Source organism: Listeria sp. Marseille-Q6474, assembly GCF_946902005.1.
GTDB lineage: Bacteria > Bacillota > Bacilli > Lactobacillales > Listeriaceae > Listeria > Listeria innocua.
Map to the genome: position 1 here is coordinate 1314435 of NZ_CAMPPS010000001.1, position 17440 is coordinate 1331874.

Annotated in this window: 22 protein-coding genes; 12 read left to right on the forward strand and 10 right to left on the reverse strand. The window is 39.0% G+C overall.

All coding sequences use genetic code 11. The annotated features are described in order from the left end of the window. The first annotated feature begins 63 nt into the window (after positions 1 to 63). Positions 64 to 1590 carry a class I adenylate-forming enzyme family protein gene (locus OC533_RS06655; RefSeq protein ID WP_003770304.1) on the forward strand — a complete coding sequence of 509 codons (1527 nt, stop codon included), beginning with the start codon at positions 64 to 66 and terminating at the stop codon, positions 1588 to 1590. Between the two features lie 41 nt (positions 1591 to 1631). On the opposite strand, the gene OC533_RS06660 is transcribed toward OC533_RS06655, so the two are convergent. From OC533_RS06660 to OC533_RS06670, 3 genes are all read right to left on the reverse strand, one after another. Further along, positions 1632 to 3593, reverse strand: a complete 1962-nt coding sequence (locus tag OC533_RS06660; RefSeq protein ID WP_194323157.1) for an InlB B-repeat-containing protein — start codon at positions 3591 to 3593, stop codon at positions 1632 to 1634. A gap of 97 nt (positions 3594 to 3690) precedes the next feature. Continuing rightward, entirely contained in the window at positions 3691 to 4101 is a 411-nt protein-coding gene (locus tag OC533_RS06665) for a GNAT family N-acetyltransferase (protein ID WP_185481932.1), read from the reverse strand. A gap of 65 nt (positions 4102 to 4166) precedes the next feature. Beyond that, entirely contained in the window at positions 4167 to 4931 is a 765-nt protein-coding gene (locus OC533_RS06670) for a DeoR/GlpR family DNA-binding transcription regulator (RefSeq protein ID WP_003765236.1), read from the reverse strand. Between the two features lie 182 nt (positions 4932 to 5113). Here OC533_RS06670 and dhaM2 point away from each other — a divergent pair, with 182 nt between their 5' ends. The 11 genes from dhaM2 (at position 5114) to OC533_RS06725 (ending at position 13164) form a co-directional block, all read left to right on the forward strand. Continuing rightward, a complete protein-coding gene (gene dhaM2 / locus OC533_RS06675) occupies positions 5114 to 5491 on the forward strand; it encodes a dihydroxyacetone kinase phosphoryl donor subunit DhaM2 (protein ID WP_194323156.1) in 378 nt (125 codons plus the stop codon). An 84-nt stretch (positions 5492 to 5575) separates the two neighbouring features. Beyond that, entirely contained in the window at positions 5576 to 6007 is a 432-nt protein-coding gene (locus OC533_RS06680; RefSeq protein ID WP_003735498.1) for a Lin0368 family putative glycerol transporter subunit, read from the forward strand. Positions 6008 to 6022: 15 nt separating this feature from the next. After that, positions 6023 to 6364, forward strand: a complete 342-nt coding sequence (locus OC533_RS06685; RefSeq protein ID WP_003729093.1) for a Lin0368 family putative glycerol transporter subunit — start codon at positions 6023 to 6025, stop codon at positions 6362 to 6364. 21 nt (positions 6365 to 6385) lie between these two features. After that, positions 6386 to 7381, forward strand: coding sequence for a dihydroxyacetone kinase subunit DhaK2 (gene dhaK2 / locus OC533_RS06690; protein ID WP_003770294.1), 996 nt, complete (start codon positions 6386 to 6388; stop codon positions 7379 to 7381). Between the two features lie 21 nt (positions 7382 to 7402). Continuing rightward, entirely contained in the window at positions 7403 to 8053 is a 651-nt protein-coding gene (dhaL2, locus tag OC533_RS06695; protein WP_070214428.1) for a dihydroxyacetone kinase ADP-binding subunit DhaL2, read from the forward strand. Between the two features lie 3 nt (positions 8054 to 8056). Continuing rightward, a complete protein-coding gene (locus OC533_RS06700; protein ID WP_194323155.1) occupies positions 8057 to 8821 on the forward strand; it encodes a triose-phosphate isomerase in 765 nt (254 codons plus the stop codon). Between the two features lie 6 nt (positions 8822 to 8827). Next, positions 8828 to 9274: a ribose 5-phosphate isomerase B gene (gene rpiB, locus OC533_RS06705; RefSeq protein WP_194323154.1), complete on the forward strand. Its 447-nt coding sequence runs from the start codon at positions 8828 to 8830 to the stop codon at positions 9272 to 9274. A 25-nt stretch (positions 9275 to 9299) separates the two neighbouring features. Next, positions 9300 to 10064 (forward strand): SDR family oxidoreductase, encoded by a 765-nt coding sequence (locus tag OC533_RS06710; protein ID WP_185481934.1) that lies wholly within the window; start codon positions 9300 to 9302, stop codon positions 10062 to 10064. A gap of 46 nt (positions 10065 to 10110) precedes the next feature. Then, entirely contained in the window at positions 10111 to 10767 is a 657-nt protein-coding gene (fsa, locus tag OC533_RS06715; protein WP_003723193.1) for a fructose-6-phosphate aldolase, read from the forward strand. Between the two features lies 1 nt (position 10768). Continuing rightward, complete coding sequence (gene tkt / locus OC533_RS06720) at positions 10769 to 12766, forward strand: transketolase (RefSeq protein ID WP_262265242.1); 1998 nt, start codon at positions 10769 to 10771, stop codon at positions 12764 to 12766. Positions 12767 to 12831: 65 nt separating this feature from the next. Next, a complete protein-coding gene (locus OC533_RS06725) occupies positions 12832 to 13164 on the forward strand; it encodes a bacteriocin immunity protein (RefSeq protein WP_194323152.1) in 333 nt (110 codons plus the stop codon). 79 nt (positions 13165 to 13243) lie between these two features. Here the strand turns inward: OC533_RS06725 and OC533_RS06730 are convergent, their stop codons facing one another. The 7 genes from OC533_RS06730 to OC533_RS06760 all read right to left on the reverse strand — a co-directional run bounded on the left by OC533_RS06730 (position 13244) and on the right by OC533_RS06760 (position 17264). Then, positions 13244 to 13615 (reverse strand): inorganic diphosphatase, encoded by a 372-nt coding sequence (locus OC533_RS06730; protein WP_194323151.1) that lies wholly within the window; start codon positions 13613 to 13615, stop codon positions 13244 to 13246. 288 nt (positions 13616 to 13903) lie between these two features. Further along, complete coding sequence (locus OC533_RS06735; RefSeq protein WP_194323150.1) at positions 13904 to 14290, reverse strand: hypothetical protein; 387 nt, start codon at positions 14288 to 14290, stop codon at positions 13904 to 13906. A gap of 151 nt (positions 14291 to 14441) precedes the next feature. Beyond that, positions 14442 to 14672: a hypothetical protein gene (locus OC533_RS06740; RefSeq protein WP_185511452.1), complete on the reverse strand. Its 231-nt coding sequence runs from the start codon at positions 14670 to 14672 to the stop codon at positions 14442 to 14444. Positions 14673 to 14740: 68 nt separating this feature from the next. Continuing rightward, positions 14741 to 15124 carry a hypothetical protein gene (locus tag OC533_RS06745; protein WP_185482007.1) on the reverse strand — a complete coding sequence of 128 codons (384 nt, stop codon included), beginning with the start codon at positions 15122 to 15124 and terminating at the stop codon, positions 14741 to 14743. Between the two features lie 14 nt (positions 15125 to 15138). Next, the gene (locus OC533_RS06750; RefSeq protein WP_194323149.1) at positions 15139 to 16614 is read right to left on the reverse strand and encodes an LXG domain-containing protein; all 1476 of its coding nucleotides are present in this window, start codon (positions 16612 to 16614) and stop codon (positions 15139 to 15141) included. Then, entirely contained in the window at positions 16611 to 16979 is a 369-nt protein-coding gene (locus tag OC533_RS06755; protein ID WP_194323148.1) for a ribonuclease P, read from the reverse strand. The genes OC533_RS06750 and OC533_RS06755 overlap by 4 nt, the downstream gene beginning before the upstream one ends. Continuing rightward, positions 16980 to 17264: a DUF3130 domain-containing protein gene (locus tag OC533_RS06760; RefSeq protein ID WP_185505398.1), complete on the reverse strand. Its 285-nt coding sequence runs from the start codon at positions 17262 to 17264 to the stop codon at positions 16980 to 16982. It lies immediately after the preceding gene. Positions 17265 to 17440 lie beyond the last annotated feature (176 nt).

A 17440-nucleotide genomic window follows, 5' to 3' on the forward strand; every position in this document is an offset into this window, starting at 1 on the left:
ACTCCTCATTATTTCGACAAAGTGATATAATAACAACATCAAATATTAAAGGAGCATCGCCATATGACGATAAAAAAGTATGAACCGCTTAATCTTTATACCAACTTCAAAAAATCTGCTGAACGCTATCCAGAAATGCCAATCCATTTTGATGAAGAACTTGTTACTTTTCCTGAATTAGGTCTTCACACCACTTACAAAAAATGCGAAGAAGCTATCATCCAAAAAGCAGCTCATCTACATAGATTTGGTGTGCGTAAAGAAGAAAAAGTAATCGTTTATAAATCTGCCAAATTTGATTCTTATATTTTAGCAGTTGCGATTTCTTATATTGGTGCTGTGCCAATTATGGTCTCGCCTCATCTTCCAGCATCCACAATTGATATTTTTGTTAATCGCCTTGATCAACCTTGGTTACTTTTTGACTCTGAGACTTCTGATAAAAGCCATCAGTTAAACAATTTGCCGGACTCAAGATTGATCAATGCTGAACAATTGTTCAAAGCGCCATTAGACGGCTATACTTGCGAGCAAGAGGAATTACCAAAAGATATGATTGCTTATATGACCCACACATCTGGAACAACTGGCGTGCCAAAATTAATTGCGCACTCCGCTAATTCGATGGGCTGGAGAACGAAATACCAAAGACGCATTCTTAATTTCATCAAACCGCGAGGACTAGTGGCTTTCCATATTTCACCTGTTCATTCTCGTTTTAATATTGGAGTTTCTTCCTTGATGTCACTTGGTTTCCCATTATTACCAATCGCAAATCCTTCTAAAACAAATATTGAAAAAGTACTACGCGAATATAAACCATACGTGCTTGAAACCCATCCAAACCATTTTGTACAATGGGCTTCCCTTGCTCGTGAAAAACCAGATGTTTTCCAAAGCATTAAATTTTATCATTCTACATTTGATGCGATTAACAAAGAAACAATGGCGGTTTTCCTTCGTACTTCTGAATATAAAAAACCAATTTTCTTACAAATTTATGGGCAAAGTGAATGTGGTCCAATGATTTTACGTGGCCATACACTGCAATCCATCGAAACGTTAAATGCTCGTGATATGGGAATTGGTGTCCCAGGTTTAACCGAGGTTCGGATTGTGGACCAAGACGGTAATCCAGTTGCACCCGGAGTTAGCGGTAATATCCAAATGCTGTCTAAAGGTCGCGCCCTTACTTATTACAAAGAAGAAGCTCGTTTTGAAGAAAATGTGTATGGACCTTGGTGGGACAGCGGTGACTACGGTATGAAAGATGAACAAGGCCGCTTATTCTTGCAAGATCGTCAAGTTGATTTAGTCGAAACGATTGATAGCACACTTGCGATTGAAGATAAACTGCTTGATACGCTTACTTTCCTCGATGAAGTCGTTATTATCCGCGGTGAAAACGGCAGCCCGCAACCAATTATCGCTGTTCATGATGATAAAGAAATGAACTGGGATGCATGGTGGGACGCAGTTTCTGATCTACCACATATGAATGAGCCAATTGTGATGAAATATGATGAAATTCCGCGCACTGCAACGATGAAAGTACAACGTTTGCAGATGGAACGAGAATTGAAAAAATAAGTTTCAAAAAAAGCAGCTGCGTCATGCAGCTGCTTTTTCATTTATTTTCTTCTAAGTGTAAGTAGTGCTAAACCCGTAAGAAATGTCCCAATAAAAATTGGAAAAAGTACACGGTGATCTCCTGTTGCTGGTAGTACGATGTGGTTGATAGTATCCGTATTAGTAGTTCCATCTGTACTATTTTCAGAGTTGCCTCCGCCTTCATCGCTTCCTCCCCCAGGAGCTGCATCTTTACTAAACTGGGCATACAAGGTTATGTCTTTTGCTGGCATTTGATTGTTTGTGAAATCCCATTTTGTTCCGCCAGTTTTGGCATCATACCAACCTGTAAATGTATAACCATCCTTAGTTGGTGCTGGTGGCTCTTCTAGTAAACCTTGATAATCTACCGTTTGAGTAGAAATAACGCCATCTACATCAAAAGTTGCGGTATAACTATTAATACTAAACTGGGCATATAAGGTTATATCTTTCGCTGGCATTTGATTGTTTGTGAAGTCCCATTTTGTTCCACCAGTTTTGGCATCATACCAACCTTTAAATGTATAACCCTCTTTAGTTGGCGCTGGGGGCTCTTCCAGTAAGCCTTGATAGTCTACAGTTTGAGTAGAAATGACGCCATCTACATCAAAAGTCGCGGTATAACTATTAATACTAAACTGGGCATACAAGGTTATATCATTTGCTGGCATCGTATCGGCTGTAAAATCCCATTTTGTTCCACCTGTTTCAGCATCATACCACCCGTTAAAAGTATAACCCTCTTTGACTGGTGTTGGTGGTTCTTGTAATAGCGTCCCTGTTTCGACATTTTCCGTTGTTTCTTGCCCTTCAATATTGAAAGTCGCTTTAAAATATTGCACTAATGGTTGTTCTACAGTCCCACTGAAATTACCAGTTGCATTCCCAACCGTATCACGTTCAATAAAAGTATAGCTGACTTTTGGAATATAAGTAGGTAAATTCCACGTAACTGATCCATTCGCATACACACCGCTATCGCTAATCGTATCTGGATCAATCGTTTGTTCCGCAATGTTTTTTATTAAATTAGGAATAGTTATGGTGCTTTCGAAACTTATTGGTTCGTTTACGATTAATTGATTGGTCATTTGAATAATTGTTAGCTTTGTTAAACTGTTTAAAGGTCTAATATTGCTAATTTTATTTTGACTTATATCGAGCCAATCTAAATTTATTAAACTCGAAAGACCAGTTACATCACTAATTTGATTGTTTGATAAGTATAGTGTTTGTACATTGGTTAAGCCGGCGAGTGGAGTAGTATCCACAATTTGGTTCGTTGATAAATCAAGCAAGAACAGATTTTTTAAAGTACTTAGCCCCTGAAGATTGTTAATTTGGTTTCCATTTGCGTATAGAACGCCTAAATTGCTTAGCGCTTGTAGCTCATCTAGGTTTGTAAGCTTATTATTACTAACATTTAAGGAGCGGAGTTGTTGTAAATTGTTTACTCCACTAAGGTTATCCAATTGATTATTATATAAGCCTAAACCCTTTAGATTTGTTAAACCGCTCAGTGGCGTGATGTCAGTAATTTGCGCGTCGTTAATATCTAGAGCTTGTAAGTTTTTTAAGTTACTAAGTGCGCTAATGTCGCTAATCGGATTTCCACTTAGCTGAAGCTTGGTCAAGTTAGTTAATCCCTTCAGTGGCGAAATATCGCTTACTTGATTACTTGATAAAATTAAAGTTTCTAAATTGGTCAAGTAGTTCATACCATCTATGGAGCTGATACCTTTAGATGTAAGGGTTAATGAATTAATAGTATCTAAATCTGTTTGTGTGACAACCTCTGCTGTACTAGACTTTCCGAGTGCAGTTTGAATTTCTTTCGCTAAAGCATCATCTGGAAAAATCTGACTGATTGCAGCTGGCGGTGCAGCGGCTGCGTATGCGTCTATTTTTATAAATACATTCGTCCCAATAACAATCGACAACGCCAAAACAACGTACAAAAACAGTCTCCCTTTAGATTTCATCTTGCTCCCCCTGACAAAAAGTTTAATAGTATCTTGTTCCCATTTTCTTATCAGCAGAAACATAAAAAAACAGCTCGAGGACACCCTCAAGCTGTTTTCATTTCATTTGGTAAATCATTCCGATTGAAGCTGGTGCTGACTCCCGAAAGCCAAATTGTTTGTATAAACCATCAGCTGGTACATCGGCAAGTAATGTAACACAAGCAGTTTTATCTAAATTTGAATCAATATAATTTTTAATATGGGTCATAATTAGTTTTCCATAACCCTTACCTTGAAATTCCGGAAGTACTGCTATATCAGAAACGATAAATATAATTCCATCACCAACGAGCCGTCCCATTCCAATAAGTGCATCGTCTCCCTTCGAACGTAGCCCCACAAAATACACACTCTTCAACAGAGCCTGACGTGATACTTCAATAGATCGAAAACTAAGACCAGCATCCACTCGAAGTTTAACAAATTCCTCCGCATTTGGTAAATCAGTTGAAATAATATAATCCATTTTCAATCTCCTATCAAAAAAATCTCTTTGAACCAATTGTTGCCCAAAGAGTTTCAATTTCTATTTTATTCCGCAATTTTGACAGGAAGTCCCGCATCTTGGAATTTTTTATATAATGCTTTATTTATCTTGTTATCTGTAATTAGTAAATCGATGTTTTCTGCTGTTGTAATGCTTGCGGTGGAGATTACGCCCATTTTTGTATGATCTAGAAGTGCAACCAGTTTATTGGTTCTTTTTGCAAGAAGTCGTTTTAGTTCAGTTTCATAAATGTTGAAATCGGTTAAGCCTTCTTCCATTGTAAAACCTTTAGCTGACATAAAACATAAATCAGCGTGGATATTTTCAATTAAATTTGCGCCAAGAATCCCTTCGAGTGTGAAAGAGTTCGTTGTTACAATCCCGCCAGTTAAAATAACGCTAATATTCGGGTTGTCTTTTAGTTCGATCGCCGTATAAAGACCGCTTGTAATCACAGTCAGTCTTGAAAAACCATGTAATTCTTTTGCTAGTGCAAGCGCCGTTGAACTGGCGTCAAGGATAATCGTTTGGTTGTTTTTTACTAAAGTCGCCGCTTCTTTCGCAATCGCTTCTTTTTCTTCGATGTTACGAATAATCCGGTCATTAAAATTAGTAAATTTCTCTTCGCTTTTTAAAAGTACCGCACCCCCGTGTACTTTTTTTATCATCCCGCTTTCTTCTAACGCAGATAAATCATTTCGGATGGTGCTAATCGAGACATCCAAGATACGACTTAATTCTGGTACAGTTATTTTGTTATTTTGGTCTAGTAGATGAATAATTTTGTTTTGTCTTTCAAATGGAAACATCTGCTCGCCCTCCTTTTACCTATCAATGATTTCTTTATGTATATACATATTACCCAAAAAAATAACAAAACACAAATATATTTTATAAAACACAACAAAAGATAACACTTTACAATAAAAAACAAGTATGTTAGGATTTAAATAGCAACTAAACACAATTAAAAACAGAAAGGAGCAACCAAATGATAAGTATTGTTTTAGTATCTCACAGTCAAAAAATCACAGAAGGCCTCCAGGAAATGATTGTTGAAATGGTTGGAGATACAGTACATATTATTTCTTCTGGCGGAACTGGCGATGGGCGCCTTGGTACAAATGCACTCATGATAGCTGATAATATCGCGACTTGCACTAATTCTGAACATATTTATATTTTTTGCGATATTGGAAGCGCTATCTTAAGTACCGAAACAGCACTTGAATTATTAGATACTGAACTTCTAGAAAAAACAACGATGATTGATGCCCCATTAGTTGAAGGCGCATTTACTGCTGCTGTTCAATCTCTCGTTAATCCATCCAAAGAAGCTATCCTACAAGAACTCACAAATGTGCATTAAAAAAGTAATAAAACGCAATTTTGTAACTGGGAACAATGTAAATTAATTTTTACATGACAATACTATTTTCGAAAGGAGTTTATTATGAAATTCTTTAGAGGAATGATTGGTTTTTGTATCGCAGGTATGATTGTTATGAGTGTTTGGACTCCACTGGCCGAGAATTATGGTATTTTTGGAGGTTATCTGGCAGCGTTCATTATTATTGGTCCAATGTGGTTTATGAATCACCATGTTGGTTTAATCGAAAATGATGAAGATGCAGCGTTCGTTGATATGGCTGTCGGAATTGGGATTTGCGGAATTATGCGTGATGTCTTTATGCGTGGTGGTGGCGAGTTAGTAAGTTCGCTTCCAACGATTGGTCTTGTTGCGATTGGAGCCGTTTTAGCTGGAATCGTAGCAGCAGCAATTGAAAAAGATATGGCAAGAAAACATGAAGCAAAACAAGAAAAAACAGAACCTGGCATGAATATGAAAGAAGAAGAGCGTTTAAACGAAAATCAATTAGTCTAAAAAGGAGTGTAAATAATGAGCATTGGTATTGCATTAGCAACGATTGCAGGTGGCTTTTTATTCCCTTTTGCTATTCGAATGATGTGGGGGAAAATGGTTGATGAATGGGGTGCTATCGGAGGTTGGATGGCAGCAGCATTTATCGTTGGTACAGTTTGGACAATTAATCATGGTATTCCAAAATCAATGATCTATCAATCTGGAACAGTTTGGGTAGATATGGCGGTTGCAGCAGGTATTGGTGTATTCACAGCTTCCCTTTTAACAGGCGGTAAATTTTCTAAATCGGTAGTCAATTTGGCAGCAGCTGTTGTTGGCGGCGTGCTTGGCGGATTTTTACTATCACTATTCTTATAAAAATATGAAGGAGGAAGAAAAATGAGACGTTTAGTGAATGATGGGTATGAAGCAGTAGAAGAAATGTTAGCTGGTTATGTTGCGGCACAAGGGAAATACGTAGATTTTGCAGAAAATGATAAGCGAGTAATCGTAAGCAAACAAATGAGCGAAGAACCTCGCGTGCGGATTATCGTTGGTGGCGGTTCTGGTCATGAACCACTTTTCCTTGGTTATGTTGGGAAAGATTTCGCGGATGCGGCGGTAGTCGGAAATATTAATACATCCCCTTCTCCAGAACCTTGTTATAACGCAGTAAAAGCTGTTGATAGCGGTAAAGGTTGTTTATATATGTACGGAAATTATGCTGGCGATGTGATGAACTTTGATATGGGCGCTGAAATGGCTGCGGACGACGGTATTCGCGTTGAAACAGTACTTGTAACAGATGATATTTACTCTGCTGAAAATGTAGAAGATCGTCGCGGCGTGGCTGGTGATTTAATTGTCTTTAAAGCAGCGGCATCTGCAGCAGCAAAAGGACTTGATCTAGATGCGGTAAAACAAGCTGCTGAAAAAGCTAATGCAAATACGTTCTCGATGGGTGTTGCGCTTTCTTCTTCTACCCTTCCTGTAACTGGTAAAGCTATTTTCGAAATGAAAGAAGGCGAAATGGAAGTTGGTATGGGGATTCATGGTGAACCAGGAATCAAACGTACTTCCATCGAACCAGCTGATAAAGTAGTTGACCAAATTATGGGCTATCTTATAGAAGAAATGAAATTAACTGCTGGCGAAGAAGTACATGTACTTATCAATGGACTTGGCGGTTTACCAGTGATGGACCAATATATTTGTTATCGCCGCGTGGATGAAATTTTGAAAGAAAAAGGTGTACACATTCATAGCCCACTTGTTGGGAACTACGCGACTTCGATGGACATGATTGGTATGTCAATTACACTGGTTCGTTTAGACGATGAACTGAAAGACCTTTTAGATACACCGTGCGACACACCATATTTCAAAGTGGACTAAATTACTACTGGAGGAATAAAAATGAGCGAATTAGTTATGGATAGCGCTTTTTTCGGCCACGTTTTACAGGACATGGGAGCGCTAATTGAAAAAGAACGTGATTACTTAACCGGACTGGACTCAGATATTGGAGACGGCGACCACGGAATCAATCTCAGCATTGGCTTTCGTGAAGTGAACAAACAATTAGACGAATTACTCACTGTTTCTCCCGATATTGCAACCTTACTTAAAAAATCCGGAATGATTCTCCTTGGAAAAGTTGGCGGCGCATCTGGCCCGCTTTATGGCAGTTTCTTTATGAAATGTGGTGCTGATGTTCCTGGGAAAACGGAGGTTAACTTCGACGAGCTTTGCGGCATGATTATAAATGGGGCCGCTGCGGTTCAACATCGCGGAAAAGCCGAACTTGGTGATAAAACGATGATGGACGCCTTCTTGCCTGGCGTGGAAGTTCTTCAAAATCGAGATGCAAATGCAGATCCAATCGAAACTTTTTCCGCATTTGTAGATGCTATGCATGCTGGCGCTCAGTCCACTATCCCACTTATTGCTAAGAAAGGTCGCGCACTAAGACTTGGCGAACGAGCAATCGGTCATCTTGATCCTGGCTCTGAATCGTCTTGGATGTTAATGAATGTTATTTTAGAAAATTTAAAAAAGGCGGTCTGATTTATGCGTAAACCCTTAGTTGGAATTAATATGAAAAACTATATTAACACTCGGGCTCAGACATCTGAATGGTTAGAAGCAACTATCCCTCTTCTTGAAAATTTTTCTGATGTGGATACGTTTATCTTTCCTTCTATGGGCACACTCGAAACGACCGCCAACCTTTTAGCGGGGACATCATTTGGCTTTGGTCCACAAAATATGGCGCCGGAGAAATCCGGCCCGCTAACTGGTGAATTTTCGGTAGAATCTATCATTGATCTAAACGCGCACTATGTCGAAATTGGTCACGCAGAACGCAAAAACCTTTTTCATGAGAAAACAAGTGAGATAGCTAAGAAGATTAAACTCGCATTGGACGAAAAAATCACTCCGGTTGTCTGTGTGGGTGAAAAAATCCGTGCGAATGATACAAATGAATTAAAAAATGCGCTAAAAAAACAAATCGAGGCGCTGTTTCAGACAATTAATTTAGCACAGTGGGAAAATGTTGTTCTGGCTTATGAACCGGAATGGGCAATTGGAAAGGCGTCTTCAGCTGAGACAAACTACATCGAAAGCGCTCATCAAGCTTTGCGGGAAATTATTCGTGAACTAGGCGGCGATGAAACGCTCGTAAGAATTATTTATGGTGGCTCGGTCAGCAAAGAAAATGCCGCAGAAATTGTCCGTCAAAAAAATGTCGATGGTTTATTCGTCGGAAGATTTGGCCATAAACCGCAAAATTTTGCCGACATTGTTTCTATTGTTAGCAAAACGAAAGGATGAGTTAGTATGAAAATCGCAATTGGTTGTGACGAAATGGGTTACGAACTAAAACAAACCCTCATCACACGTTTAAAGGAGAAAAATATTGAGTTTACTGATTTCGGCAGTTTTAAAAATGAAAAAGTACTTTATCCAAGTATCGCCGAAAAAGTAGCACTAGAAGTAAAAAACAACGATTATGACCGGGGGATCCTTATTTGCGGTACAGGTATTGGAATGGCCATTACAGCAAACAAAATTCACGGCATTCGCGCAGCACAAATTCATGATTCGTATTCAGCAGAACGCGCAAGAAAAAGTAACGATGCGCATATTATGACAATGGGCGCTCTTGTAATCGGGCCATCCCTTGCCGTTTCGCTACTTGACACATGGCTTGATAGCGACTTTTCAGGTGGACGTTCCCAAGCAAAAGTAGATTTAATGGAAGAAATCGACCAAAAAAATAGATAAAAAAATTTATTGGAGGTAATGAAAAATGACTTTTAAAGGTTTTGATAAAGATTTTAACATTACAGACAAAGTAGCCGTGGTAACTGGGGCAGCAAGCGGGATTGGTAAAGCAATGGCAGAACTTTTTTCCGAAAAAGGAGCTTATGTTGTCTTGCTTGATATTAAAGAAGATGTAAAAGATGTCGCAGCGCAAATTAACCCTTCAAGAACGCTCGCACTTCAAGTCGACATTACTAAGAAAGAAAACATCGAAAAAGTCGTTGCCGAAATTAAAAAAGTCTATCCAAAAATCGATATTTTAGCCAATTCAGCTGGTGTCGCACTTCTCGAAAAAGCAGAAGACTTACCAGAAGAATACTGGGATAAAACAATGGAACTGAACTTAAAAGGTTCGTTCCTAATGGCGCAAATTATCGGTCGCGAAATGATTGCAACTGGCGGCGGTAAAATCGTTAATATGGCCTCTCAAGCTTCTGTCATCGCACTTGATAAACACGTTGCTTATTGCGCTAGTAAAGCTGCGATTGTTTCAATGACTCAAGTGCTAGCAATGGAATGGGCGCCTTACAACATTAATGTTAATGCGATTTCCCCAACCGTTATCTTGACGGAACTCGGCAAAAAAGCTTGGGCAGGTCAAGTTGGCGAAGATATGAAAAAATTAATTCCAGCCGGTAGATTTGGTTATCCAGAAGAAGTTGCCGCATGTGCACTCTTTTTAGCAAGTGACGCAGCGAGCCTAATTACTGGGGAAAACCTAATTATTGACGGCGGTTATACGATTAAATAAAGTATTCAGCTTTAAAGTTCAGCTGAGAGAATGGAGCGAGTAAATAATGAAATTTTTCTTGGACACAGCAAGCGTATCGGAAATAAAACGAATTAGCGAACTAGGTTTAGTGGACGGTGTGACAACCAACCCAACCATCATCGCTAAAGAAGGGCGACCATTTGAAGAAGTAATTAAAGAAATTTGTTCTATCGTAGACGGCCCAGTTAGCGCAGAAGTTATCGGCCTCGAAGCAGACAAAATGGTAGAAGAAGCTCGAATTCTAGCAAAATGGGCGCCAAATGTAGTAGTAAAAATTCCTATGACGGAAGAAGGTTTAAAAGCAGTCCATACACTCACAGCTGAAGGCATTAAAACAAATGTTACGCTTATTTTCACTGTTTCCCAAGGATTAATGGCTGCAAAAGCTGGCGCGACTTATATTAGCCCGTTCTTAGGAAGACTAGATGATATTGGTACAGACGGAATGATTTTAATTAAAAACTTGAAAAAAGTGCTTGATAATTATGGTCTAAAAGCAGAAATCATTTCCGCAAGCATCCGCCATATCGGGCATTTAGAAGAAGCCGCTGAAGCCGGAGCACATATCGCGACTATCCCAGGAAGCCTTTTCCCGAAACTTTGGTCTCATCCTTTGACTGATAAAGGTATTGAAGGATTTTTAAAAGATTGGGAAGCGTTTAGTCAGAAAGAAGGCAATTAATATGAGCAGAATTGATGAACAAATGGTTAACTCGATTCGCGTATTATCAATGGATATGATTGAAAAAGCGAACTCCGGACATCCCGGTTTGCCGATGGGAGCCGCACCAATGGTTTTCTCGCTTTGGAAAAATCATTTAAAATTCAACCCAGAACACCCAACTTGGTTTAACCGCGATCGTTTCGTCTTGTCAGCGGGTCATGGTTCGGCAATGCTTTATAGTTTGCTACATCTATTTGGTTATGATTTACCAATGAGCGAGCTGAAAAACTTTCGCCAAACTGGCAGTAAAACGCCCGGTCATCCTGAATTTGGTCATACGGTTGGTGTCGATGCAACTACCGGTCCGCTTGGTCAAGGTTTCGCAATGGGAGTTGGGATGGCAATGGCCGAGGCTCACCTTGGCGCCAAATTTAACCAACCAGAATTCCCGGTTGTCGACCATAATACCTACGTGCTATGCGGAGACGGCTGCTTGATGGAAGGTATTTCCTACGAAGCCGCGTCCCTTGCCGGCCATTTAAAACTAGGAAAATTAGTTGTTTTATATGATTCAAACGATATTTCACTTGATGGTGATTTGAATGAGTCATTTTCAGAAGACATCGAGCTTAGATTCCGAGCAGCTGGTTGGCAAACGCTACGTGTGGACGACGGAAACGACTTAGATGCGCTTGATGCAGCAATCCATCTTGCAAAAACCGAAAAATCCCGCCCTACTTTAATCGAAGTGAAGACGGTCATCGGTTACGGTAGCCCTGGAAAAGCCGGGAAATCAGCGGCACACGGCTCCCCACTTGGTGAAAAAGAACTCAAGCTAGCAAAAGAAGCTTACGACTGGCAAATGCCACCTTTTGAATTACCAAAAACTGTCGAAAATCAGAAAGAATTTTATCATTCTAAAGGTCGTGCTAGTGAAAGCAGCTGGCTCCGGACATTCAATGCTTACAAACAAAAATATCCAGCACTGGCAGAAAGCTTACAACAATTAATGGATGATAATTTGAATGCGGATTGGGATGCAGAATTACCTGTCTTCGATGAAAATAACGACAAACCAGTTGCAACTCGTGAAGTATCAGGGATTGTCCTTCAAGAATTAGAGAAAAAACTGCCTAACTTATTTGGTGGTGCGGCTGATTTAGCTTCCTCCAACAAAACCAATTTAAAAGCTAGCGAACGATTTGCTCCAGGTAACTATGCCGCCAAAAATATTTCGTTCGGCGTCCGCGAATTTGCGATGGGAGCAGCAGTCAACGGCATGACGCTTCACGGCGGAGTTCAAGCATTCGGCGCGACCTTCTTCGTATTCTCGGATTATCTACGTTCCGCGATTCGTTCAGCAGCCTTAATGGGCATTCCATCCACCTTCATTATGACCCATGATTCCATCGCAGTCGGTGAAGACGGTCCAACACACGAACCAATCGAGCATCTCGCATCCTTCCGCGCCATGCCTGGACTTCACGTTATCCGACCAGCTGACGGCAACGAAACCATAGAAGCTTATCGCTATGCCTTTACTCAAAAAGAACAACCAACCATGCTCGTTCTTAGCCGCCAAAATCTGCCAATTTTACCAAATAGCGCAGCAAAAGCAAAAACCGGACTTGCAAAAGGTGCTTACATCTTAGCCGATTCCCCGCTTGATAAGCTAGATATTATCCTTCTCGCTTCCGGATCCGAAGTACACCTAATGACCGCTGTCAGAGACAATCTTGCTAAAAAAGGCTTCGGCGCACGCGTAGTCAGCATGCCAAGCTTTGATTTATTCGACAAACAAAGCCCCGAATATAAAGAGTCCATTTTACCAAAAGCAGTGAAAAAACGCTTCGCCGCTGAAATGGGCGCATCATACGGCTGGCACAAATACCTCGGCGACGCAGGAGAAATCCTCGCGATTGATTCGTTCGGTATGTCAGGCCCGGGAGACGAGCTGGCAGAACGATTTGGATTTACTGTAGAGAATTTAACGGAGCTTGCGTTGAAGCAGTTGTAGGTGGATTCTATTAGCGGAATGGAGTATCCTATAAGAAGATACTTTATTAAAAGAGGTGCGTTTTAATGAAAAAGAATACTCCAGAGGCGCTTATAGATTTATTCGAGGAATTGAAGCATTTATTTGAGTCGGATACTTCTTTAAATAACCAAAATTCGTCCCGGCTACAAGAAATTTTGACTACAGCTATCACCCGAGTCCAAAAAGCCTCTCAAACAGTCGAATTAGAAGCTCGTTCTGTCTATCAAAACATCCATACCTTATGCTTCGTCGAAAAAATCCATCTAAATCCTGAGGAAGCTAACGTATTAAAAGGGATAGAGAAAATCGCTCTTTCAAAAGGCTTTTGGGGCGGAATGAACACTTTAAATGTGACCAATCAATTTCCAAGCAATTAAAATGAACTGTAAAAAACAGGAATCCTCTACATCCAAATAGAGAATTCCTGTTTTTATTTGTCTAGCTTGTAAAAGCACCCTAAATCAATTTAATTTCCGAATCGAAATATTGCTCGATAAAATGTACTTTCTCCCTAATTTCCTCTATGCTGAAATTCTCATTTGGCGGTGCGACAACCCATTTATCTTCCACATCATCATTCCGAGTAATCACCGCAATTAAATCTCCTTGAAACGTTTCAATCGGCTCAGAAATCTCTCTCGATAAAATATAAACATCCTGCTCTTCCCCGTCACCACCAATGATACCTTCCACAAACCCATAATTCAGCGGATAGACATTGTCGAATTTGTCGGTATAACCTATAGGGCGATCTATGGTTACTTTTAGGGTTTGTTTTTTTGTTTTAGAAAGTTGAGTTTTATGGGTTGATTGTTTATGTGAATCCATGTGATTTTCTCCTTTCTATGTTTGGTTATTTTAAAAAATTTGAATGAAGTATCTTTGTAGTTGCTTTCTTTTCCCTGTTCCAAACGATTTATGTTTTTTTACAAAAACTTTAACTAACAATCTACGCTCGAAAAGAAGATGCTATATAATCAGTTATATTTACATTCAATTTCTTCCTCAGGTAAATTAATTGTATACATACCTAAAATATTTAGAGAAAAAAACTATTATTGAAAAGATTGTTATGGTGTTAATTTTTTTAGTTATTTCATTTATTACATATAATCATTATAATGTTTTCAAATACTCTATTTCTTCATCAGACCATCTTTCCTTAAGTTGACGCTTCAATTCATCAGACCTTCTAAATATATCTAGCCACTCAGAACTTTGTCTTACGCTATTAATATTCCACAAGTTTGTATTATCAATTTTTAGTACTTTTTCTCTAAGAAGATAAGCATTTTTTTCCATATCTTCATCAATTATTTCATTTACTCTCAGTTCACTCAAATTGTTTTTACTAAAAAAAGAGGTAACTCCAACTATGAAGTCTTCAAAAATTAACGTTTCTATTTCTTCATTAGATAATTCCAAAATGAACATACCACTTTTTTCTAAAGTATCTATGAACCAATCAAACTTTCCACCTACAGTTATTTTATTCCTCGCCAAATTTATAATCCCCCTCAAAGCATGTGACTAAAATTGTTAAGGTGCTCAATTCTTTTTATTTGTTCATTTTTCTGTTCCATAATATCTAAAAAGAAGATTATCAAGGCTCTACTTTCTTGATGCCAATCGAGGAATGGAGTGTCTTTTGTATTTATTTTACTTTTTCTATTACATCTATATTGAATCTATCAACAGTTAATTCAACAAATTGATTTTCCAAATACCAAAAATCAGAAATATCTTCATCTGCTAGTTGAGTTATTTCCTTAGCTTGTATAGTACTTTTCTCAATATCTAAATCAACAAAATATTCTTGGCCATCCTTCACAGAACGTTTGTATTCTTCAACAAAACATAAGAGCTCAATATCTTTTATTTTAATTTTTCATACTAGCGACTTAGGTAAATGCTATTGGCTTAGTATTGAAAAATCTAAATACTTTTTGTCGGTTATTTTAATGTTTTCAAATAGACTAATTCTTCGCTTGTCCATTTATCTGTCACTAATCGTTTTATATCGTCGGACAATTGTATTACTTCTGCCCATTCCGGACTTGTTTTAATCGCTTCTACGTTCCATAAATTTGTATTGTCTAGCTCCATCACTTTTGATTGCAGCAAGCGACTTTTATCTTTTATATTTGAATCAATTATTCCCTCATCATATAATCGTTCTAAAGTAAAATTACTAAAAGCTCCAGCTACACTAACTATAAATTCTTCCAAAATATAATGTTCTATCATTTCATCCGATAAATTCAGTTTCTCCTTGCTACATTCTGCTAGTGTCTCAAGAAAGAATTCAACTGACTGTCCAATAGTTATTGGGTTCATTATTATACCTCCTCCTAGTCTATCGTTATTATTTTCCCTGTATCATCTAATGTCGGAATGTACCCATCTGAAGATTTTATGATTTTAACCTTCCCTGTGGGCCCAGTTGAATAACCATAGTAGGAACTTTTGTGTACACCTCCACCTGCATGGTAAAATACCATTCCATCTCCTTCATTAGTAAATTTCCAGCCTAAACCATTTCTACCATATGAGTCTTCTCTCCAACCTTCTCCCAACATCTGCCTAACTTCTTTTTTTGTACTTCCATACAATCTTTCTGGATTTATTATAATATCCTCAAATGAGCTAGGCTTCCACTGAACATTCCCCGCACCATATTTTTCTTTAAAATAATTATTCCATTTCTCACCATTTACCGTTTGCTTCGTTTCAGCAGGATTTAATTTCTCTTTAATCACAGGCTTATTTCTAGCTGCTGCAATCCCAAACCCCAAACCTAAAGCCATATCCGTTAACCCAGCATCATCTGCCCAATCTTTCATGCTAGCGACATAAGCAGATGACCTTAGCGTGGCACCAGATAGTCCAGTTACTTTTTGACCATTTAAGTAGTTGATACCCTCTTTCCAACTATCATTCACTTTTCGTTCGAGTTCTTCTCCGGAAAGACTCGTATAAAGAAGCGGGTCTAATTCCTGACCATTTTTTTCTAAGAAATCTTGCAATTCCTTGTTTTCTACCCGTTTTCCATCTTTTTCGAGTAGCCACATCGTAACGGTTTTACCTTGATCATTGACATAAGTATAAGCTAACACGGTGTAATCTTCAAAAGTTTTTGGAAATGGGTCTTTATCATTTTCTTTTCGCGCGGTATCGAGTGCTTTTTTCATAATCAACAAGCTGTTTGTCGTACTTTTCGGCACCGAGTATGTGCCTGTTTTATCATCAAAAGTGACATTGTGTAACAACTCTTGCACCGCGCGTCCAGTCGCTCGAATGAGTTCGACTAATGCACTAAAAAAGTGGCCATGGCTTTGTTCGAAAGCTAAATATTTTTCTAGGATATTCTCTTGTTCGATGGCTTTCAGCAATTGGGTATGAACGCTTCTTGATTTCACTGCATAGACTTGTTGCATATCTGGCTTGGTGTTGGGTGCGGTTAATTGTCGGTGTAAATCTTCTTCTTTTCGTTGTAACCGGCGAGCTTGAGCCATCGCTTCTTGTAAGATTTCTGCATCAATTCTGGCGGAAGGTGAGCTATCCACTTGACTCCCGAACTCGCGAATATATTGCGCCAATCGCTCCTCACTTTCATCCAGTGCTTCGATGATACTTTGGGCAATACGGGTGTATGTACTTGAAAAATACTGTTTGGAGGCACTAACTGCTTCTCCTTTTAAACAATTGTCTTGGGAGTAATCCATCGCTGCTTCTTTAATTTTTCTAATCATCTCTTTGGCTTCCGCATTACTACTTCGTAAACCGTGGAGAAAGTCATTCAATTCGGCAATATCTATCCGGCTCACTGACTCCACTCCTTTTGCAAGGTGGCTTGTTTTGTTTCTAGTGCGTGGAGCCTGTCCTTATTTTCTTGTAGTTCGGTGTCTAAATCGGTTCTTTTATCTTGGAGATCCTTCTTCCAAGCCACGGACTCTTCGTGTTGTTGCTCTTCTAAATACCGATGAAAACCACTGGCTGCTTCTCCTTGCCAGCCACTGCGCAAAAAGTCTAATAACATCCGTTTTTCTTGTGCTAATTGGTTACTGTCCTCTTCTAGCCAATCTTGTTCATTTTGTTTTCTTCTCGTTTGATCGACATTCGTTTCTGCCGTTATCTTTGCTTTTTTGATTTGTTGGAGTTGTTGTTCTAACTGGCTGTGTGCACTATCCAATTAACGCACCTCCAACTGATTGATTTTTTGTCCCATCAATTGGTCTTGTTTAGCGTAAGCAATACCCATTTTCTTTAAGCGACTCGCATCTTGTTTGGTCACGTGTTGAAAATCTTCCACCACATCCACCAACTCAATCAATGCCGAGCGCAATTGATCAATCGAATTGGCTCTCGAATATGCCATGTTCCCGTTTTTTAATGGCAAGTATCTTCCCGAACTTTTACTTGCAAATTTGGTTGCGTGTTGTTGGAAGGCCCTTTCGTTGACTTTTATTTCTCTCATCTGTACGCTTCCTCTCTATGTATATCTTTCCCCCTCATTATAGCATCGAAAGTCGCCCTCTTTTGTGAGCGTTTTGTGAATCTATTCATTAAAAAATCGCTTTAAATCAGCTTTTTAAGTGAAATAATGTAATTTTCCTCCTAATCAAGCTCACAATTACTTGTATTTAAGACACA